Source organism: Collimonas rhizosphaerae, assembly GCF_038896935.1.
Taxonomy (GTDB): Bacteria; Pseudomonadota; Gammaproteobacteria; order Burkholderiales; family Burkholderiaceae_D; genus Collimonas; species Collimonas rhizosphaerae.
In genome coordinates, this window is record NZ_JBANDC010000002.1 from 374,953 (window position 1) to 395,603 (window position 20,651).

The following is a 20,651-nucleotide window of genomic DNA, read 5'->3' on the forward strand; positions in this document are numbered from 1 at the left end:
GGGCCGCCGCTCGGCTATTTTCAGATGCCGTTCAAGGCCGGCAACCTCAAGGTCGCTTCCAGGCCGCCTTCCGGATGGTTGCGCAGCTGCAGCGTCGCCCGGTGGTTCTCGGCGATATTGCGTGCGATGGTCAGTCCCAGCCCGGTGCCGCCGGTATCGCGCGAACGGGAGGTCTCCAGGCGGAAAAACGGGTCGAACACCGTTTCCAGCAACTCGGCAGGAATGCCGGTGCCGCCGTCGCGGATCCTGATCACGATGTCGTTCCCTTCACGCACCGCCAGCAGGCGCGCATAACGGCCGTATTTGGTCGCATTGTCGACCAGGTTGGTGAGGCAGCGCCGCAGCGTGTTCGGCTGCGCCATGATCGAAGCGCGCGTGCGCCCTTCCAGCGTCACATCCTGCCGGGCGTCGACAGCATCGGCGCACACGCTGTCGAGCAGGGAATCGATATCGAGCTTTTGCATCGCTTCAGCCGAATCCATGCTGCGCGCCAGGTCCAGGCCCTCGCGCACCATGCTTTGCATGACCGCCAGGTCTTCCAGCAGCTTGCGGCGCAAATCGGCCTCGCCCACCTTTTCCAGGCGCAGGCGCAACCTGGTCAGGGGCGTCTGCAAATCGTGGGTGATCGCCGCCAGCATGTGGGTGCGGTGCTGGATCTGCCGCTTGATGCGCGCTTGCATGGCGTTGAAAGCGGTGGCTGCCTGCCGTACTTCGGTCGGACCGGTTTCGTCCAGCGGCGGCCGGTCGATATCGCGCCCCAGTTCACCGGCGGCAACCGCCAGGTGCTTGATCGGCCGCGCCGTCATCTTGGCGACGAAATAAGCCAGGCCGCCGATCAGCGTCAGGAACAAGGCGAAATAAGGCGACAGGTAGGGCATGCCTGGCGGCCGCGCCGGAGGAGGCGCGCCGGGGCCGCGCGTCATGCGCAGCTTGAGCTTGAGCAGCGCCCCGTCTTTCAGGCTGACGTATACCACCTGGCATTCCTCAGGCCGGCGAAAATCGAAATTCCTGCGCATATGGAGCTTGCAGTCGCTTTGCTTGTCCACCACAATGCTGCGATCGGCGCCCAGGCGCGCCTTCAGCAGCGAGGTCAGGGACGGATTGTCGTCGACGGCGTTCTCGGTGTCTTTGACCATGCTGGCTTCCAGGCCGAAATTCTCGCTGGTCTGGAGCACGACGGAACGCATGTCGGGGCCGACATTGTCGAGCGAAAAAACGATCTGCTCGACCCGTTCGGCGATGCGGAATTCATAAAATTCCTTGAAAGCCTTGCGCCGCTCGTTTTCAGCCAGCCAGCTGGTGGCGGCGGCGGCGACCAGTATGCCCGTCAGCAGGATCAGGAATACCCGGTTGGCAACCGAGCCAAAAAAATTTCTCACGAACGGCATTCCTCTTCTACTTTATCCGAGCGCACAACCGGCGCTGCGTCACGACTCAACCGTCACCGCGGTGGCCAATACATAACCTTCGTTGCGCACGGTCTTGATGATCACCGGGGTACGCGCGTCGTCGCCCAGTTTCTGGCGCAGGCGGCTGATCTGGATATCGACCGAACGGTCGAAGGGATCGGATTCGCGCCCCTGGGTCAGCTCCAGCAGCTGGTCGCGGTTCAAGACCCGGTTCGGATGGTCCAGGAACACCTTGAGGATACGGTACTCGGCGCCAGACAGGGCCACCACCAGCCCCTCGCTGTTGACCAGGTGGCGCGCGATCAGGTCCAGCGTCCAGCGTCCGAACTGGATCTGCTGGGCTTCCGGCGAGGCCATGTTCGGCGGCAGCGCCTGGGTGCGGCGCAAGACGCTGCGGATGCGGGCAAACAGCTCGCGCGGCTCGAACGGTTTCGACAAATAATCGTCGGCGCCCATTTCCAGGCCGAGGATGCGGTCCAGCGGTTCGCCGCGCGCGGTCAGCATGATCACCGGGATGTTCGAATCGGCGCGCAGGTTGCGGCACAGCGTCAGGCCGTCTTCGCCCGGCAAGGTGAGATCCAGCACCACCAGGTCGACCCGCGCTTCCGACAACACCTTGCGCATGTCGTTGCCGTTGGTCGCCATCAAGGTGCGGAAGCCGTTGGCGTCGAGGTACTCGGCCAGCAAGGTGCGGATTTCGTGGTCGTCATCGACCACCAATATGTGAGCAGCAGTTTCCATATGCGTGATTATCCTAGGACCGGAAGTGCGGCCAATCGAAAAAAGAAGTGCTTAATGATGAATGGCGAAGTATTCAATGCGGTCAATCCCTGGTAGGCGGCAGCTGCCGGCGGCTGCAGTTTCTAGGATTATGGCAACTCGGCACAAGAAAGACGATAGTAATTTGTATATTGGCATATCTGCCACCTGTGTGGACACATTAAGATACAAAGCAAACTGGATGCCATACATGCAGATACAAAGCTGGACTTCCATGAAAAACCGGCGATACACCAGCGCGGTCCAATGCGAACTGTGCGGATTGCACTTAAATTCATGGAGATTTCACGATGTTCAAGCTTCGCAAACAACTGCTGATTGGCGTGACCGCACTGAGCTTTGCTGCCATGGGCATGACCGCCCAGGCCCAGGTCGACGGCGGCCCGGGACGTCACGCGCCTACGCCGGAACAACAGGCCAAATTCGCTGAAAAGATGGCAAAACGGCAGGCCAAACTGCATGACGACCTGAAAATCACCTCGGCCCAGGAACCCGCATGGCAGACCTTTATCGGCAAAATCAAGCCGGTCCCGCCTACCGACAAGCCGCAACGCCCGAGCAAGGAAGAATGGGCCAAGCAAACCGCCCCTGAACGCATGGAGCACAAGATGGAATTCCTGAAGCGGGCTGAAAGCCGCCTGGCCGACCGCACCGCTGCGGTCAAGGAGTTCTACGCCGCGCTGACGCCAGTCCAGCAAAAGGTGTTTGACGACCACTTCAAGCAAATGGAACAGCATCGTTTCGGCCATCGCGGTGGTCACCGCGGCGGTCCTGACGCCGCCCCTTAACTGCAAAACGGCCCGGTTTCCGACCGGGCCGCAGCCGGCTCCCGGCAAACGGCGCAGCCCCGGAACCAGCCCGGCCCGACTCCCTCCTGGCGCATATTCCGCGGCCTCGCCGTTTGCCGGCGGATCCTGCCGAAACAACCCAATTGCCGACCGCCTAGCCAGCGGCTACACTGCCTCGCTGCGTCTTTCATTAATTTGAAACAATTTCTAATAAATACACACGGCGGTAAAATTTACTCGCTAAACTCATGTAATTATTTTTCAACAATCTGCCGCAGGCCAGCCCCCCGGCAAATTGTTGCATTGCATCCGTCCACATTCTGACTGACCTCCTGCCTGCGATGACTACTACACCGACCTCTCAAACCGACCAATCCAGCCAAACCCGGCCTGCCCTTGCCAGCCAACGCCAGGGCGGATTCCAGCGCGGCTGGTGGTGGCTGGCCGCGGTCGTCGTGCTGGCGCTGGCGGCTTACCTGATCTGGGGCCGCAGCCATCAGTCTGGCGATGCGGCTGCGGCAAAACCCGGGCAAGCGGGGTCGGCGGCCAACGGCGGCGGTAAAGGTGGCCGGCGCGGCGGGCCCGGCGGACCGAGCGGCCCATTGCCGGTAGGCGTAGCTGCAGCAAAAACTGGCGATATCCGTATCTATCTTTCCGGCCTCGGCAGCGTCACGCCGGAAGCGACAGCGACGGTGAAAAGCCGGGTCAACGGCCAGTTGATGAAACTGCATTTCAAGGAAGGCCAGGTGGTCAAGGCCGGCGACTTGCTGGCAGAACTGGATCCGCGTCCGTACCAGGTGGCGGTAACGCAGGCCGAGGGCCAGCTGATCCGCGACACTGCCCTGCTGAAGGCAGCGCAGATCGATTTGCAGCGCTACCGCACATTGCTGGCGCAGGATTCGATCGCCAGCCAGCAAGTCGACACCCAGGCCGCGCTGGTCAAGCAATATGAAGGCACGGTCAGGTCGGACCAGGGCGCGCTCGACAGCGCCCGCCTGCAGCTCACCTACTCGCGCGTCACCGCGCCGATCAGCGGCCGCATCGGCCTGCGCCAGGTCGACCTCGGCAATATCGTGCAGAGCAGTGATACCAACGGCATCGCCGTCATCACCCAGCTGCAGCCGATCACCAGCGTATTCAGCATCCCGGAAGACAATATTCCCAGCGTCATGAAACAGATCCAGGCCGGCAAGACGCTGGCGACCGACGTCTGGGACCGCGACCAGAAGAACAAGCTCGATAGCGGCGCGCTGCTCACCATCGACAACCAGGTCGACAGCACTACCGGCACGGTCAAGCTCAAGGCGGAATTCCCGAACGCCGGCTACGCTCTGTTTCCAAGCCAGTTCGTCAACGTCCGCCTGCTGCTGGACACCCGCCGCGACGCCACCGTGATTCCGAACGCGGCAATCCAGCGCGGCTCCAGCGGCAATTTCGTGTACGTCGTGAAAGCCGACCACACTGTCACCATCCGCCCCGTGACGGCCGGTCCGGTGGAAGGCGAATCGACCGCCATCGACAAAGGCATCGCAGTCGGTGAAACCGTGGTGATCGACGGCATAGACAAACTGAAGGAAGGCGCCAAAGTGGAGCCGGTGACCCGCGGCGGACCTGCAGCAGCAGCGACCGGGGCCGACCCCGCCGCTGCCGGTGCCCATAAGGGTGGCCGGCGCCACCGCGCGGACGCCGGCGGCGATGCGTCTGCCCCCGCAGCCTCTGCGCCGGCGCCTGCCGTCCCCAATAACCGCAGCAGTCAATAATCGGCCGTGAAGAACGCATGAATCCCTCACGTCAGTTCATTCTCCGGCCGGTCGCCACATCCCTGTTGATGCTGGCGATTTTCCTGGCCGGCATCGTCGCCTACAAGCAGTTGCCGCTTTCGGCCTTGCCGGAAGTCGACTATCCCACCATCCAGGTGGTGACGCTGTATCCCGGCGCCAGCCCGGACGTCATGACTTCCTCGGTCACCGCGCCGCTGGAGCGCCAGTTCGGCCAGATGCCGGGTCTCAACCAGATGTCGTCAACCAGTTCCGGCGGCGCTTCGGTGATCACCCTGCAGTTCAGCCTCGACCTGAGCCTGGATATCGCCGAACAGGAAGTCCAGGCAGCGATCAACGCCGGCGGCAACCTGCTGCCGTCCGACTTGCCGACGCCGCCGATCTACAACAAGGTGAATCCGGCCGACACGCCTATCATGTCGCTGGCGATCACCTCGAAAACGCTGCCGCTGCCCAAGGTGCAGGACCTGATCGACACCCGCCTGGCGCAAAAGATTTCGCAAGTGCCGGGAGTCGGCCTGGTCACCCTGTCCGGCGGCCAGCGGCCTGCCGTGCGCCTGCAGCTGAATCCGCGCGCAGTCGCCGCGCTGGGCATGAACCTGGATGACATCCGCACCGCCATCGGCAATGCCAACGTCAACCAGGCCAAGGGCAGTTTCGACGGACCGGCGCGCGCCTCGACCATCGACGCCAACGACCAGCTGCGTTCGGCCGACGAATACCGCAACCTGATCATCGCCTACAAGAACGGCGCGCCGGTCCGCATCTCCGATGTCGCCGATGTGGTCGACGATGCGGAAAACATTCGCCTGGCGGCCTGGTCCAACACCTCGCCTGCCGTGATCCTGAATATCCAGCGGCAGCCGGGCGCCAACGTGATCGGCGTGGTCGACAACATCAAGAAGATCTTGCCGAAACTGCAGGAAACCTTGCCTGGCGCGATCGATGTCCAGATCCTGACCGACCGCACCACCACCATCCGCGCCTCGGTGGCGGACGTGCAATTCGAGCTGCTGCTGTCGATCGCGCTGGTGGTGATGGTGATCTTCGTCTTCCTGCGCAGCGTGCCGGCTACCATCATTCCTAGCGTGGCGGTGCCGCTGTCGCTGATCGGCACTTTCGGCATCATGTACCTGGCCGGATTCTCGGTGAACAACCTGACCCTGATGGCGCTCACCATCGCCACCGGCTTCGTGGTGGACGATGCGATCGTGATGATCGAAAACATTTCACGCTACATCGAAGAAGGCATGAAGCCCTTGCAGGCGGCCCTGAAAGGCGCCGAGCAAATCGGCTTCACCATCATTTCGCTGACCTTTTCGCTGATCGCAGTGCTGATCCCGCTGCTGTTCATGGGCGACGTGGTCGGCCGCCTGTTCCGCGAGTTCGCCATCACGCTGGCGGTGGCGATCCTGATTTCCGCCGTCATCTCGCTGACCCTGACGCCGATGATGTGCGCCAAGCTGCTGCACCATATCCCGGAAGAAAAACAAAGCTGGTTCTACCGCAAGAGCGGCGAGTTCTTCGACAACATCATTGCCCGCTACGGCGTGGCGCTGGAGTGGGTGCTGCGCCACCAGCTTTCCACCCTGGTGGTGGCGATCGGCACCCTGGTGCTGACCGCGGTGCTGTACATATTCATTCCAAAGGGCTTTTTCCCGGTGCAGGATACCGGCGTGATCCAGGGCATTTCGGAAGCCAGCCAGTCGATTTCGTTTGCCGCCATGTCGGAACGGCAGCAGGCGCTGGCGGCAGTGGTGCTGAAAGACCCGGCGGTCGAGAGCCTGTCCTCGTTCATCGGCGTCGACGGCAGCAACGCCACCCTCAACAGCGGACGCATGCTGATCAACCTGAAGCCGCGCGAACAACGCAACATCAGCGCCAGCGACGTCATCCGCCGCCTGCAGCCGGAACTGGACCGCCAGGTCGGCGACATCACGCTGTACATGCAGCCGGTGCAGGACTTGACGATTGAAGACAGCGTCAGCCGCACCCAGTATCAGTTCAGCGTCGAAGACGCCAACGCCGCGGAGCTCAGCATCTGGGTGCCCAAGCTGATCGAACGCCTGCGCAAGATCCCGGAACTGGCGGATATCGCCAGCAACCAGCAGGATCTCGGCTTGCAAGCCTACATCGCGATCGACCGCGACGCCGCTTCGCGGCTGGGCATCACCACGGCGGCGATCGACAATGCCTTGTATAACGCGTTCGGCCAGCGCCTGATCTCCACCATCTACACCCAGTCGAACCAGTACCGGGTGGTGATGGAAGTCAAGCCGGAATTCCAGAAAGGCCCGGCGGCGCTGAACAGCATTTTCCTGGTCGCCGGCAACGGCAACCAGGTCCCGCTGTCGAGCATCGCCAGCATCGAGGAGCGTACTTCGCCGCTGGTGGTGAACCATATCGGCCAGTTCCCCGCCACCACGATTTCCTTCAACCTGGCGCCCGGCGCCTCGCTGGGCAACGCGGTCAAGGCAATCCAGGCGGCCGAAAAGGAAATCGGCATGCCGGACAGCATCCAGACCAGCTTCCAGGGCGCCGCGCTGGCGTTCCAGGCTTCCCTCAGCAACACCCTGATGCTGATCCTGGCGGCGATCATCACGATGTACATCGTGCTCGGCGTCCTGTATGAAAGCTACATCCACCCGATCACGATCCTGTCGACGCTGCCGTCGGCCGGGGTGGGCGCCCTGCTGTCGCTGATGATCGCCGGCACCGACCTCGGCATCATCGGCATCATCGGCATCATCCTGCTGATCGGTATCGTCAAGAAGAACGCCATCATGATGATCGACTTTGCGCTGGATGCCGAACGCAATGAAGGCAAGAGCCCGCGTGAAGCGATCTACCAGGCTTGCCTGCTGCGTTTCCGCCCGATCCTGATGACCACCATGGCGGCCTTGCTGGGCGCCTTGCCACTGATGCTGGGCACCGGCGTCGGCTCCGAGCTGCGGCAACCGCTGGGGATCACCATGGTCGGCGGCTTGCTGCTGTCGCAGGTGCTGACCTTGTTTACCACGCCGGTCATCTACCTGGCGTTCGACGACCTGGCGCGCCGTACAAAAGCACGTTTCGGCATCAAGCAAGACGACCACAAGGGCGACGACGACAGCGACGGCGCGATTCCTGAACCGGCCAAGCCGTAGGGAAGCCAAGACAGCATGAATATCTCGCGTCCCTTTATCCAACGGCCGATCGCCACCACCCTGCTGACCATCGGCATCGCCCTGGCCGGCATGGTGGCGTTCCGGCTGCTGCCCGTTTCGCCGTTGCCGCAGGTGGATTTTCCGACGATCTCGATCTCCGCCTCATTGCCGGGCGCCAGCCCGGAAACCATGGCCGCCACCGTGGCCACGCCGCTGGAGCGCGCGCTGGGATCGATCGCCGGCATCACTGAAATGACTTCGTCGAGTTCGCTCAGCTCGACCCGCATCACCCTGCAGTTCGACCTCAGCCGCGACATCGACGGCGCGGCGCGCGACGTCCAGGCTGCCCTGAATGCGGCGCGCAATCTGCTGCCGACCGGCTTGCCCAGCAATCCGAACTATCGCAAGGTGAATCCGGCCGATGCGCCCGTGATGATCCTGGCGCTGACCTCGGACAGCATGACGCAAGGCCAGATGTACGATGCCGCCGACACCATCCTGGCGCAAAAGCTGTCGCAGGTGAAAGGCATCGGCCAGGTCAGCGTCGGCGGCAGCTCGCAGCCGGCGGTGCGGGTCGAGCTGAATCCGACCGCGCTCAACAAATACGGCATAGGCACGGCCGACGTCCGCACAGCGATCGCGGCCACCAACGCCAACCGTCCCAAGGGCATGCTGGAAGACGGCGACAAGAACTGGCAGATTTACGCCAACGACCAGGCCAAGACCGCCGCCGAATACATGCCGCTGATCGTTTCCTATCGCAACGGTGCGCCGGTGCGCGTCAGCGATGTCGCCACGGTGGTCGACTCGGTCGCCAACCTGCGCAACTCCGGTTCGGCCAACGGCAAGCCGTCGGTGCTGGTGATCCTGAGCCGCCAGCCCGGCGCCAATATCATCGAAACGGTGGATGAAGTACGGGCCCTGCTGCCGCAGCTGCGCGCCTCGATTCCGGCTGCCATCAACCTCGATGTCGCCATGGACCGGACGCCGACCATCCGCGCCTCCTTGCGCGAGACCGAAAACACCCTGCTGATGTCGATCGCGCTGGTGATCATGGTGGTGTTCCTGTTCCTGCGCAACGGCCGCGCCACGCTGATCCCGGCGGTCGCGGTGCCGATCTCGCTGATCGGCACGTTCGGCGCCATGTACCTGCTCGGCTACAGCCTCGACAACCTGTCCCTGATGGCGTTGACGATCGCCACCGGCTTTGTGGTGGACGATGCGATCGTGGTCCTGGAAAACGTCTCGCGCCATATCGAAGACGGCATGAAACCGTTTGCAGCGGCGTTGAAGGGCGCCAAGGAAGTCGGCTTTACCGTGATGTCGATGAGCATTTCCCTGATCGCGGTATTCATCCCTATCCTGCTGATGGGCGGCATCGTCGGCCGCCTGTTCCGCGAATTTGCCGTCACCCTGTCGGTCGCGATCCTGGTTTCGCTGGTGGTGTCGCTGACCACCACGCCGATGATGTGCGCGCGCCTTCTGAAGCACGAGCCGGACCGCAAGCAGGGGCGTTTTTTCAACGCCACCGAACGCGCCTTCAACGCCATGCTGCGCGGCTACGAACGTTCGCTGGCGTGGGCCTTGCGTTTTGCGCCCTTGATGATGCTGATCCTGTTCGGCACCATCGTGCTCAACGTGTATCTTTACACCGCGATTCCCAAAGGGTTTTTCCCGCAGCAGGATACCGGCCTGGTGATCGGCGGCATCCAGGGCGACCAGTCGATTTCGTTCCAGTCGATGAGCACCAAACTGAACCAGTTTGTCGAGATCGTCCGCAAGGATCCCGACGTGCAGAGCGTGATCGCATTCACCGGCGGCGGCCAGAGCAACCGCGGCCAGATGTTCATCACGCTGAAGCCCCTGACGCAGCGCAAGCTGACAGCGGACCAGGTGATCGGACGGCTGCGCGGCAAGCTCAGCCATATTGCCGGCGCCAACCTGTTCATGCAGTCGGTGCAGGATATCCGGGTCGGCGGCCGTGTCAGCGACGGCCAGTACCAGTACACCTTGCAGTCTGACGACCTGAACGAACTGCGCACCTGGGAGCCGAAGATCCGCGAGGCGTTCAGCGCCCTGCCGCAGCTGGCCGACGTCAGCACCGACCAGCAGGACAAAGGCTTGCAGACCACACTGACCATCGACCGCGAAACCGCCATCCGCAGCGGCGTCACGCCGCAGCTGATCGATTCGACCCTGAACGACCTGTTCGGCCAGCGCCAGGTGTCGACCATCTACAGCGGCATGAACCAGTACCACGTGGTGATGGAAGCAGCGCCGCAGTATTGGCAGAGTCCGCAAATCCTGCACGACACTTACGTCAGCATTCCTTCCAGCACCGCCAACCTGTCGCCCACCACCTCCGCTCTCGGCACGCCGCCGGCGTTGACGGCGGGCGGCAAGCTGGCGTCCAATTCGTCGCTGGCGCTGACCTTGTCGACCACGGCGGAACAACAGATGCCGCTGGCGGCGTTCTCCAGCTTCCAGCCCACCAACACCTCGCTCGGCGTCAACCACCAGAGCCAGTTCATCGCCTCCACCATTTCCTTCAACCTGCCGGTCGGCGGCTCCCTGTCCGACGCCACCTTGGCAATCAACGACGCCATGGCCCGGATCGGCGTGCCGACCTCCGTGCACGGCAGCTTCCAGGGCAGCGCCAACCTGTTCCAGTCATCCCTGAGCAGCCAGCCGCTGCTGATCCTGACGGCGCTGCTGGCGGTGTACATCGTGCTCGGCGTCCTGTATGAAAGCTACGTCCATCCGATCACCATCCTCTCGACCCTGCCTTCGGCCGGCGTCGGCGCCCTGCTGGCCTTGCTTGCGACCGGCACCGAATTCAGCCTGATCGCCCTGATCGGCGTGATCCTGCTGATCGGCATCGTCAAGAAAAATGCGATCATGATGATCGACTTCGCCCTCGACGTTGAACGCACCCGCGGCCTGTCGCCGCGCGATTCGATTTTCGAAGCCTGCAAGCTGCGTTTCCGGCCGATCATGATGACCACCATGGCGGCCATGCTGGGCGCGGTGCCGCTGGCGCTGGGCCAGGGCGACGGCGCCGAACTCCGGCGGCCGCTGGGCATCGCGATTGTCGGCGGCCTGATCGTGAGCCAGCTGCTGACCCTCTACACGACGCCGGTGGTCTACCTGTACATGGACCGCTTCCGCCTGTGGAGCAAGGATAAATGGGAACGGCGCGGCGGCAGGCCGTTGCCTGACGCCAGCGAAGCATAAGCACGACACGGAAATCATGGCCGATGCAAAACGATAATCAACGGATCCAATATGAAACAAGCACCTACCCGTAAAACCCTGTTGGCGGCGGCAGCCGCGGCGCTGCTGTTGAGCGCCTGCGCCGTCGGGCCGGACTATGTAAAGCCGGCCACGGCTGCGCCGGCCGCCTTCAAGGAAATGAAAGACTGGAAGACAGCTACCCCGCAAGACCAGGAACTGCATGGCAAGTGGTGGGAAATCTTCCAGGATCCGCAACTGAATGCGCTGGTCGGGCAAGTCAATATCTCCAACCAGAACCTGGCGCAAGCCGAAGCGCAGTTCCGGCAGGCCAAAGCCTTGGTGGAATCGGCCAGGTCGTCTTACTTCCCGACCGTGTCGGCCAACGTGTCAGCCACCCGCTCCGGCGGGCGCAGCAGCAGCCTGAGCAGTTCCGGCGGCTCGGTGACCACCACCGATGCGCTCGGCCTGAGCGCCAGCTGGGAACCAGACCTGTGGGGCCGCATCGGCCGCACGGTGGAAGCCAACCAGGCTTCGGCCCAGGCTAGCGCCGCCGACCTGCAGGTGGCCAGGCTCAGCGCGCAGTCGACGCTGGCCCAGAATTACCTGCAACTGCGGGTGCTCGACATGCAGCAGACCTTGCTCGACGACACGGTAGCGGCCTATCAGAAATCGCTGCAGCTGACCCAGAACCAGTATGCAGTTGGGGTGGTCGCGCGCTCTGACGTGATCCAGGCCCAGACCCAGCTCAAAGGCGCGCAGGCGCAAGCGCTGGACAATGGCGTAGCGCGCTCCCAGCTGGAACATGCGATTGCCTTGCTGACCGGACAGGCAGCCTCTACTTTCTCGATCACACCGGCGCCGCTGGTAGCGGTGCTGCCGGCGATCCCGGTCGGCGTGCCATCCTCGCTGCTGGAGCGCCGCCCCGATGTCAGCTCGGCGGAACGGCTGGCGGCATCGGCCAACGCCAAGATCGGCGTGGCCAAGGCGGCTTATTTCCCGGACCTGACCTTGTCGGCTTCCGGCGGCTTCCAAAGCAACAGCTTCGCCAACTGGCTGACGGTTCCTAACCGCATCTGGTCGCTCGGGCCGGCGCTGGCCGCCACCCTGTTCGACGGCGGCGCGCGGCGCGCCCAAAGCGACCAGGCGATTGCCGCCTACGACGCCAGCGTCGCGGTGTACAAGCAGGCGGTGCTGACCAGTTTCCAGGAGGTGGAAGACAACCTGGCGGCCTTGCGCATCCTGGAACAGGAGGCCGCGGTCCAGGCCGAGACAGTCCAGTTCGCGCATCATGCGCTGGAACTGATCTTGAACCAGTACAGGGCCGGCACCGTCAACTACACCAGCGTGGTGACGGCGCAGGCGACCGCATTCAACGCCGATCTGTCGGCCCTGAATATCCAGAACCGGCGCTTTGCGGCAAGCGTGCTGCTGATCAAGGCGCTAGGCGGCGGCTGGAACCAGGCCGAGCTGCCCGGCAACGCGATGCTGAACGATCGCGATGCCACCGCCACGGGCAAACCTGCGGCCAAATGAAATCCGGGGCAAAATGGCGTTGACTTGAATCCTGTCGGTCAAGTCCTATTCGATATCAGGGGAAAAAAATGAATTTCGGCTCCAGCTGGCAGGTATTTGCTCTTGGCTCTGCATTCTTCGCCGGCCTGACGGCGATCTTCGGCAAGTTCGGCGTCGCCGGCATGAACTCCAACTTCGCCACCTTCATCCGCACCGTCATCATCCTGTTCGTGATCGCCGGCATCGTCAGCTTGCGCGGCGAATGGCAGAAACCGACGCTGGTCAGCTCGTCCAACTGGCTATTCCTGGTGCTGTCGGCCATCGCCACCGGCCTGTCCTGGCTGTGCTACTACCATGCGCTGCAGATCGGCCCGGTGTCCAAGGTCGCGCCTATCGACAAACTGAGCGTAGCCTTCGCCATCGTGCTCGGCTTGCTGTTCGCCGGCGAACAGCTGACCTGGCCGGTAGCGATCGGCGGTTCGCTGATCGTGGCCGGATCGGTCGTGATCATCGCGTTCTGACCAGCCTGCTACACGATTTGCAGCAGCGTCGCCGGCATGGTTCCGCGCAAGGCGTTGCACACCATGATCTGTTCGGCGGCCAGCAAATCTTCCAGGTCCAGGCTGCGTTCGCTGGCGTTCCACGCCGGATCGTCCAGCACCACGCTGCGCATCACTCCGGGCAGCAATCCCGCCCGCAGCGGCGGCGTGTACCAGCGCCCGTCCAGCTTGACAAACACACTGCTGCGGCCGCCTTCGGTCAACTCGCCCTCGCCATTAAAGAACAGCATGTCGAAAGCCCCCAGTTGCTGCGCCTGTTGCCAAGCCTGGTCGTAGCGTTGCCGTATCGTGGTTTTATGCCGCAGGAACAGGTCGCCGGACTGCACCCGCGCCGGCGCGATCAACAGGCTGACCGGCAGTTCAAGTGTCCCCAGCTCCGCGCTTTGCAGGCTGCAGCCGCCATCTGCCGACAAGGTCAGGCGCAAGCGCTGGGGTGCGCCGGCAGGCAAGTTGGCGCAATGCGCGCGCAAAGTCGCGCGCAGGACGTTTTCATCGTAAGGAAAACCAAAGTAGGCGGCCGATGCCTGCAAGCGCTGCAAATGCAGGTCCAGGTGACGGCATCCGTCCGCGGCAGTCGCGTACATGGTTTCAAACAAGGAAAAATCGCCGACCATGCCAGTCAGGAATTTGGCTTTCAATGCGCATTCGGCAAACTCCTCCGCCGCCACGCTGTCGTGCACGATGCCGGCGCCGACGCCCATTTCGCCGTGGCGTATGCTGGCGCCGTGCAAGCCGTCCGGCGCGGCTGGCTGCAGCCATAAAGTCCTGATCGGCACCGACAGGCAGAAATCGCCGAACCGGCGGCCCGGCTGCTCCACATCGAACCATCCGATCGCGCCGGTATACAGGCCGCGCGGCTCCGGCTCCAGCTCATTGATGATTTGCATGGTGCGATGCTTGGGCGCGCCGGTTATCGATCCGCACGGGTACAGCGCCTGGATCACGGCGCTGAGGCTGATATCGTCGCGCACCTGCGCCTGCACGGTGGATGTCATTTGCAGCACGGTGTTGAAGCGGGTCACCTCGAACAATTGCGGCACGCGCACCGAGCCGAGGACGGCGATGCGTCCCAGGTCGTTGCGCAGCAAGTCGACGATCATCAGGTTTTCCGCCCGGTTCTTGGGATCCGCGGCGAGCGCCTTGGCGGCCAGGGCATCCTGTCCGGCGTCGCCGCTGGCGGCGGCGGTGCCTTTCATCGGCCGCGTGGTCAGCACGCCGGCCGCATGGCGTACGAACAGCTCCGGCGACAGCGACAGGACCGCCGCGCCGTCCTCCAGCAGGATCAGGCTGCCGTAAGGCACCGGCTGGCGTTGCCTGAGCCGGCGATACAGTGTAACCGGGCTGCCGTAGGCATCGAAACGCAGGCGGTAGGTATAGTTGACCTGGTAGGTGTCGCCGGCTTCGATGTAGGCGTGGATCTTGGCGATGGCGGCGGCGAATTGCGCGGCGCTGACGTTCGGATGGAGATTGGCGATGCCAGCCTCGGCTTCCGCTGCGCCATGTTCTGCAGCCTGGCGTTGCGCCAGCCAGGCGTCTACCTCGGCATCGTTCAAACGCTCGCAATGCGAGAACAGCAGGATTTGCGCCAAAGGCTGGGGCGCCGCTGCCGGCGACTGCGGCAGCGCGACATGCTGCAGCCCGATCCCGAGTTCATAGGTAAACAAGGTTACCGCGTGCAAACCCTCGCGCAAGGCTTGCTGCATCTGTTCGATCAACTGCGGCAGCCGGTCCGTTTCAAAACACGACAGGCTGCGCACGTGGCCGGTGTATAGTCGGGAACAATGCGCTTGCGCAGAAACGGCGCTGCGGTCATCCAGCAAGGCAAAACACTCGGTTGACGAGGGAAATGTGTTGGTCATGGTTCTCGTGAAAAGCGGCAGGCGGCCAAGGTAACAGATTGCATGCTATCTGAACGGCAAAAAATTGTCAAAAATACTATAATTATCCTCTTTTAAGCAGGGCAGGCGGGGCTTTTGCCCGCCCCGCCCGCCTACCCCTTCATGCCCATATCCCGCGTCTTCCTCACGCCGCTGATCGTAGCTTGCGCCCTGTTCATGGAAAACATGGACTCCACCGTGATCGCCACCTCGTTACCCATGATGGCGCGCGACATGGGAGAAAGCCCGATCGCGCTCAAGCTGGCGATGACGTCCTACCTGGTCAGCCTGGCGGTATTCATCCCGATCAGCGGCTGGATGGCCGACCGCTTTGGCGCCCGCACGATATTCCGCAGCGCCATCGGCGTGTTCATGCTCGGTTCGATCCTGTGCGGCATGTCGAACACGCTGGCGGAATTTGTCGCGGCCCGTTTCCTGCAGGGCGTGGGCGGCGCCATGATGGTCCCGGTCGGGCGGCTGGTCATCCTGCGCACCACCTCCAAGGCGGAACTGGTGCGCGCGCTCAGCTACCTGACCATCCCGGCTTTGCTGGGGCCGGTGATCGGGCCGCCGCTGGGCGGTTTCATCACCACCTATTTCCATTGGCGCTGGATCTTCTTCATCAATGTCCCGATCAGCATCCTCGGCATCTACCTTGCTACCCGCTATATCGAGAACCTGCGCAGCGATGATACCGTACCGCTCGACTGGATCGGTTTCCTGCTGTCGGCGATCGGCTGTTCGACGCTGATGTTCGGCCTGGCCAGCGCCGGCCGGCACCTGGTGGCCGGCGATGTCTCGCTGGCCTGCGTGGCAGCCGGCACCGTGAGCTTGCTGGCGTACACATGGCATGCCTTCCGTACTCCGCATCCGCTGATCAACCTGCGGCTGCTGCAGATTCCGACGCTGCGCATGAACGTCTTCGGCGGCTCGCTGTTCCGCATCGGCGTAGGCGCCTTGCCGTTCCTGCTGCCGCTGCTGTTCCAGCTGGGCTTCGGCCTGACGCCGTTCCAGTCCGGCCTGCTGACCTGCGCTTCGGCCGCCGGCGCGATTTTCGTCAAGACCATGACCACCACCGTGCTGAAAAAATTCGGTTTCAGGAGCGTGCTGGTCTACAACACGCTGCTTGGCGCGCTGTCGATGGCGGCGTTCGGCGTGCTGAAAGCCGATTCACCGCATATCTTCATCATCCTCATGCTGCTGCTGGGCGGCTGCGTGCGGTCGATGCAGTTCACCAGCCTGAATGCGATTGCCTATGCCGAGATCGACCAGCGCCAGATGAGCCAGGCCACCAGCCTGACCAGCGTCGCCCAGCAGCTGGCGATCGGCCTGGGCGTGACGGTCGGCGGTTTTGCATTGCAGGTGTCGAACCAGGTGCAGGGCCACGCCACCATCGTCAGCGCCGATTTCTGGCCGGCCTTCCTGCTGATCGCGCTGGTTGCGCTGGCTTCGCTGCCGTTTGCCTTGAAACTGCAGCCCGACGCCGGCGCCGAACTGTCGGGCCGCCGCGCCTGATGGCCAGGATTAATCGAAGCGCAAGTTGTACAGGACTTCCAGGCCGTTGATGGTGCCGCCGCGCATCACCATCGACCAGCGCCGTGAAAATTGCCAGGTCAGTTTCAAGATGCTGGCGGCGCTGGTCAGGCTCTGTTCGTAACCCAGGTTGATCTTCTCGGTGATGACCTTGCCCAGGCTGACCACCTGCTCGTTTTCGATGCCGGAGTCGCTGGAACCGATCGAGAATTCGTCGAACCCGATGCCTTGGGCAATCTTCTTGCCGCCATAATTTCCCAGCAGCGCCAGCGCCTGGCCGGCGGCCTGGCGCTGGCCCAGCGCAGAACTGTCGCTGCCGTGGCCGAACATCAGCCAGGAGAGTTTTTCCTCGTCCGACACGTTCGGCTCCGATACCAGCTTGACCCGCAGGTTGCCTGGATTGCCTGTGATCTCGGCGCCCGCTTCGACTTCCTGGTTGCGCTTCATGGCGAGGATGTTGATATTCGGATTGTCGATCGCCCCCTGGAAATTGATCAGTCCGCGCTCGATCGCCAGCTTGCGGCCAAACACTTCGTAGCTGCCGCTCGCGACCCGGATCGTGCCGGTGGCGCGCAGGGGCTGGTAAGGTTCGCTGCGGACCTGCATGGCGCCACGCAGCAGCAGGTCGGCGCCGCTGCCGCGGAAGCGGAAATCGCTGCCGAAATCGACTTCCACATTCATCACCGGGGTGGCGCCGCCGGCCGGTTTCTGCGCTGCCTTGGCCAGGCGTTCCTGCTCGGTCAACGGCGTTGCGCGCGCCTTCACTTCCTTGCGCACGATGACCACATCGTCGCCCAGCACCGGCGCGCTGCTCTTCGGCAGGTCGAACAGCGCTTTGTCGACCGTGAACTTACCGTCGACGTGCAGCTGCTCCTTGACGTTGGCGATCTTGGCCTGGCCCGACAGCATCAGCTGGCGGTCCGGGCTGGCGAACAGCTGCAGGCGGTCGGCGACCACGCTGGCAGTCAGGTCAGGATTGTCATGGCCGAGCTGCAGCCGGCCGGTGGCGCGTATGGTGCCGTCGCCGCCGTGGAATTCCAGCTGCTGCAGCTCGACCACGTTGTCCGCCAGGTTCAGGCGCGCCGTGCCGTCCTTCAGCTTGATGCCCTGGTCGAACAGGGTGACGGCAAGCTGGTCGCCGGCGACTTTGCCTGACAGCATCGGCTTGCCCAGCTGGCCGCCCAGGCTCAGGTCCAGCGCCAGGCTGCCATCCAGCGCAACCTGCGGTCCGATCAGCGCGCCGATGGATTTCAATTGCGGCACCTGCAACCTGGCCTGGCCGGACAACGCCGAACTGTCGCTGGCGGCCCAGCCGCTGTCGCCATGCTGCAGGGCCAGTTGCAGCTGCGCGTCCAGCGTCCCTATCCTGGAAGCCGCCAGCCGGCTATCCAGCCTGACCTGGCCGCCCTGCAGGTCTGCCCGCAGCTTCAGCTCCGACAAACCGAGGCTGATGTCGCCGCGTCCCGGATTGACGCGCAGGTCGCCGCTGCGGCGGACGATCTGCAGGTAACCGCCGACGGTCTCCGCCAGCGAAAAATCCCAGCTGCTATCCAGCACCAGGTCCGTCTTCAAAGGAAGTTCGGGGCCGCCGAACTCATGCGCCAGGCCAAGTATCGTCGCTACGTTGAGCGCATTGACGCTGCCGGCCGAACGGATTTTTCCATGGTCGTAGCTGAAATTTTTCAGGTCGACCTGCGCATCGGCCACATTCAAGCGGCTTGCGCCCAGCACCACGCGCCCCGCCTCGGCGCTGACCGCCAGCGGCGCCGCCAGGCTGATGCGCGGCGTGCCTTGGTTCTGCAATTCGCTGAGCTGGCCCTGCCAGCCGTATCCGGCCTTGCTTTCGTTCAGCTGGCCTTGCGCTGCCAAGGTCAGGTGCAAAGGTTTGCCGCGCAGGGTGCCGCTGCTGTCCAGCTTCAGGGTATGGGCGCCATACGTGCCGGCCAGGTTCAGGCTCAGCTTGTCGAGCGCCATGTCGGCGCTATGCAAGCCGCGGCCCTCTACGCTAAGGACCAGCCGGTTGGCGGCGGAATTGAGCTTGGCGTTCAGGTCCGCCTGTATATCGGCCTGCCCTGACAGGCTATCCGCCCGATGTTCGCCATAGGCCAGTTTTTCGGCACGATACGTGGCTTGCACATTCGGCTTTTGCAAGGTTCCGCTGAGCTGGCCGTCCAGGTGTACGGCGCCGGAAATGCCGAAACCCAGGCCCTGCAGCTGCGGCGCATCAAGCTTCAAGACCAGGCGGTCGCCGGCAGCGCCGAAGCTGCCCTTGGCCTGCAGTTCGTTGCCGGCCACCGACAGCGCAACGTCGCTAGGCAGCAAGCGCGCGCCGGCCAGGTTGAGCAAGCCGCTGCCGGTCATCGGCAGCTGGTCGTAGCGGCTATCGCGGATGGCGAACTTGAGCTTCACCTTCAGTTCCGGCTCCAGGTTGCCGCTGGCGTCGATATCCATGTTGATGTTTGCCGTCACAGCCTTGGCTTTAGGAGCGCTGACGGCGCTACCGGATTTTGCTGCACCCTTGGCAGCGCTTTTCGCCGGAGCCGCGCTGTCGATCCAGAGGAAGGGATTGAAATCGCGCAGGCTGCCTTTTACCGCGTAGGCCATTCCGGCGCCGCGTTCCAGGCTGCCAGTGGCATCGAGACGCGCCGCCCCGGCTGCCAGCTGCGCCGTTTTCACGGCGATCTGTTTGGCGTCGATCACGGTTTCCAGTTTTGCCTTGTAGTTGGCGTCGGCCAGGTCCAGGCTGATCTGCTGGTTTTCCGGCGTCAGCCTGACCTTGAGCGGCCCGCGCAACTGCGTCGGCTTCAGCTTGCCGTGCAGCGCCTGCAGATCCAGGCCGGCAACGTCGAAACTGAATTCACCGTTGCCCTTGTTCTTGCCGTCGCCATGGTATTCGCCCTGGCCGCTGATGCTGGCGTCTTTCAGCAGTTTCAGCTGCAGCCGCGACAATTGCTGGACCTGGGTATCGAGCCGCAATTCGGCGCCGGCGCTGACCAGCGGCAAGCGGTCCTGGTCCAGCGCGCCGGCGTTGGCATTGGCGATGCGTATCGGTCCGCTCACCGTCAGCGTCGCCAAGTCCACCACAGCCGGCGCGCTGCCGGCCGCAGCAGCAGCGGCAGCAGGCATCTCCGGCTTCAGCGCAACCTGCAGGCTGAGGTCGGCCTGCGGCGCGCTGCTGCTGAACAGTTTCGGATTGATGTGGGCGGCGTTCAATTCAAGCTGCTGGAACGGGATGGGTGCAAACGGCGTCGCGGCAATCTTCGCAGTTCCACTCAATTTGTCGCCGCGTGCATTCAAGCCTATGTCCAGCAGCGCCAGGGTGCCGGACAACACCGCGTCCACCTGGTATTTTTCTTTCTGGTATTCGCCGCTCAAATCCGCCCCGCCGCTCAACGCAAACGGCTTCACGCCGTTCAGGCTGAGTTTGGCGCTGGCCTTGCCGTATGGCGTGTCAAGCCGTTCCAGCACCAGGTTATGCTGGGTGCCGTCGGACTCTCCATGCAGCTGCAGGCGGCTCAGTTCAGTCGTACTCAATCCTTGGTGCAGGGATAGCTTGTCCAGCGAAACATCATTGAGCGCCAGTTGCAGCGGCAGCGGCAGCGGCAGCGCCAGGCTGGCCGGCATGACGGTCGGTTCCGGCGGCGTCGGCTCCAGCCGGGCGTCGACATTGCCTACGTGCAGGTAAGCGACATCCAGCTTGAGCGGCGACAGGTTCACATGCCACTTTGCGTCGATCCGGTCAATCTTGTATTGCTGGGTGGCGTCGCGATAGACCACGTTGCGCAACTGCAGACCGTCCGCAACCGTGCCGCCGGCCAGCTGCCCGGACAAATTGCCATGCATTGCCCAGGTGGCCAATTGCCACATGGCCCGGGCGCCGGATTCGGAATGGATGCCGAAAAACAGCGAGCCTGTCAGCACCAGCGTCAGCAACGGCAAAACCGCAAGCGTCCGCCACAGCCAGCGCATGCCTCCGCCGTTCTTGTTCGGCGGCGGGCTGGCTGATTCCTTGGAGATGGCTGCTTCGGTCATGC

General features: G+C 63.3%; 11 protein-coding genes. 7 read left to right on the forward strand and 4 right to left on the reverse strand.

Annotated elements, in window-relative coordinates; all coding sequences use genetic code 11:
• Nucleotides 1-20 precede the first annotated feature (20 nt).
• Both V8G57_RS04170 and V8G57_RS04175 read right to left on the reverse strand, forming a co-directional pair.
• Nucleotides 21-1,388, reverse strand: a complete 1,368-nt coding sequence (locus V8G57_RS04170; RefSeq protein WP_092396215.1) for an ATP-binding protein — start codon at nt 1,386-1,388, stop codon at nt 21-23.
• A 39-nt stretch (nt 1,389-1,427) separates the two neighbouring features.
• Entirely contained in the window at nt 1,428-2,150 is a 723-nt protein-coding gene (locus tag V8G57_RS04175) for a response regulator (protein WP_175500945.1), read from the reverse strand.
• Nucleotides 2,151-2,479: 329 nt separating this feature from the next.
• Between V8G57_RS04175 and V8G57_RS04180 the strand changes: the two genes are divergently transcribed.
• The 6 genes from V8G57_RS04180 to V8G57_RS04205 all read left to right on the forward strand — a co-directional run bounded on the left by V8G57_RS04180 (nt 2,480) and on the right by V8G57_RS04205 (nt 13,168).
• Nucleotides 2,480-2,977, forward strand: a complete 498-nt coding sequence (locus V8G57_RS04180; RefSeq protein ID WP_092396211.1) for a Spy/CpxP family protein refolding chaperone — start codon at nt 2,480-2,482, stop codon at nt 2,975-2,977.
• 341 nt (nt 2,978-3,318) lie between these two features.
• The gene (locus V8G57_RS04185; RefSeq protein WP_342828298.1) at nt 3,319-4,737 is read left to right on the forward strand and encodes an MdtA/MuxA family multidrug efflux RND transporter periplasmic adaptor subunit; all 1,419 of its coding nucleotides are present in this window, start codon (nt 3,319-3,321) and stop codon (nt 4,735-4,737) included.
• Nucleotides 4,738-4,754: 17 nt separating this feature from the next.
• Nucleotides 4,755-7,901 carry an MdtB/MuxB family multidrug efflux RND transporter permease subunit gene (locus V8G57_RS04190; RefSeq protein ID WP_342828299.1) on the forward strand — a complete coding sequence of 1,049 codons (3,147 nt, stop codon included), beginning with the start codon at nt 4,755-4,757 and terminating at the stop codon, nt 7,899-7,901.
• Nucleotides 7,902-7,916: 15 nt separating this feature from the next.
• Complete coding sequence (locus V8G57_RS04195) at nt 7,917-11,135, forward strand: efflux RND transporter permease subunit (RefSeq protein ID WP_342828300.1); 3,219 nt, start codon at nt 7,917-7,919, stop codon at nt 11,133-11,135.
• 51 nt (nt 11,136-11,186) lie between these two features.
• Nucleotides 11,187-12,668, forward strand: coding sequence for an efflux transporter outer membrane subunit (locus V8G57_RS04200; RefSeq protein ID WP_342828302.1), 1,482 nt, complete (start codon nt 11,187-11,189; stop codon nt 12,666-12,668).
• A gap of 68 nt (nt 12,669-12,736) precedes the next feature.
• Complete coding sequence (locus tag V8G57_RS04205) at nt 12,737-13,168, forward strand: EamA family transporter (RefSeq protein ID WP_092396201.1); 432 nt, start codon at nt 12,737-12,739, stop codon at nt 13,166-13,168.
• Nucleotides 13,169-13,176: 8 nt separating this feature from the next.
• Here V8G57_RS04205 and pabB read toward each other — a convergent pair whose 3' ends face one another.
• Complete coding sequence (gene pabB, locus V8G57_RS04210) at nt 13,177-15,066, reverse strand: aminodeoxychorismate synthase component I (RefSeq protein ID WP_342828303.1); 1,890 nt, start codon at nt 15,064-15,066, stop codon at nt 13,177-13,179.
• 141 nt (nt 15,067-15,207) lie between these two features.
• Here pabB and V8G57_RS04215 point away from each other — a divergent pair, with 141 nt between their 5' ends.
• On the forward strand, nt 15,208-16,599 hold the full coding sequence (locus V8G57_RS04215; RefSeq protein WP_342828304.1) for an MFS transporter: 1,392 nt from the start codon (nt 15,208-15,210) through the stop codon (nt 16,597-16,599).
• A 9-nt stretch (nt 16,600-16,608) separates the two neighbouring features.
• On the opposite strand, the gene V8G57_RS04220 is transcribed toward V8G57_RS04215, so the two are convergent.
• On the reverse strand, nt 16,609-20,649 hold the full coding sequence (locus V8G57_RS04220) for a translocation/assembly module TamB domain-containing protein (RefSeq protein WP_342828305.1): 4,041 nt from the start codon (nt 20,647-20,649) through the stop codon (nt 16,609-16,611).
• Between the last annotated feature and the right edge of the window lie 2 nt (nt 20,650-20,651).

What these genes read in the sequence shown, in the direction of transcription:
- V8G57_RS04195 (WP_342828300.1), top strand. Translation starts at nt 7,917, where the DNA reads ATGAATATCTCGCGTCCCTTTATCCAACGGCCGATCGCCACCACCCTG.
- V8G57_RS04170 (WP_092396215.1), bottom strand. Translation starts at nt 1,388, where the DNA reads ATGCCGTTCGTGAGAAATTTTTTTGGCTCGGTTGCCAACCGGGTATTC.
- V8G57_RS04220 (WP_342828305.1), bottom strand. Translation starts at nt 20,649, where the DNA reads ATGACCGAAGCAGCCATCTCCAAGGAATCAGCCAGCCCGCCGCCGAAC.
- V8G57_RS04215 (WP_342828304.1), top strand. Translation starts at nt 15,208, where the DNA reads ATGCCCATATCCCGCGTCTTCCTCACGCCGCTGATCGTAGCTTGCGCC.
- V8G57_RS04200 (WP_342828302.1), top strand. Translation starts at nt 11,187, where the DNA reads ATGAAACAAGCACCTACCCGTAAAACCCTGTTGGCGGCGGCAGCCGCG.
- V8G57_RS04175 (WP_175500945.1), bottom strand. Translation starts at nt 2,150, where the DNA reads ATGGAAACTGCTGCTCACATATTGGTGGTCGATGACGACCACGAAATC.
- pabB (WP_342828303.1), bottom strand. Translation starts at nt 15,066, where the DNA reads ATGACCAACACATTTCCCTCGTCAACCGAGTGTTTTGCCTTGCTGGAT.
- V8G57_RS04190 (WP_342828299.1), top strand. Translation starts at nt 4,755, where the DNA reads ATGAATCCCTCACGTCAGTTCATTCTCCGGCCGGTCGCCACATCCCTG.
- V8G57_RS04185 (WP_342828298.1), top strand. Translation starts at nt 3,319, where the DNA reads ATGACTACTACACCGACCTCTCAAACCGACCAATCCAGCCAAACCCGG.
- V8G57_RS04205 (WP_092396201.1), top strand. Translation starts at nt 12,737, where the DNA reads ATGAATTTCGGCTCCAGCTGGCAGGTATTTGCTCTTGGCTCTGCATTC.
- V8G57_RS04180 (WP_092396211.1), top strand. Translation starts at nt 2,480, where the DNA reads ATGTTCAAGCTTCGCAAACAACTGCTGATTGGCGTGACCGCACTGAGC.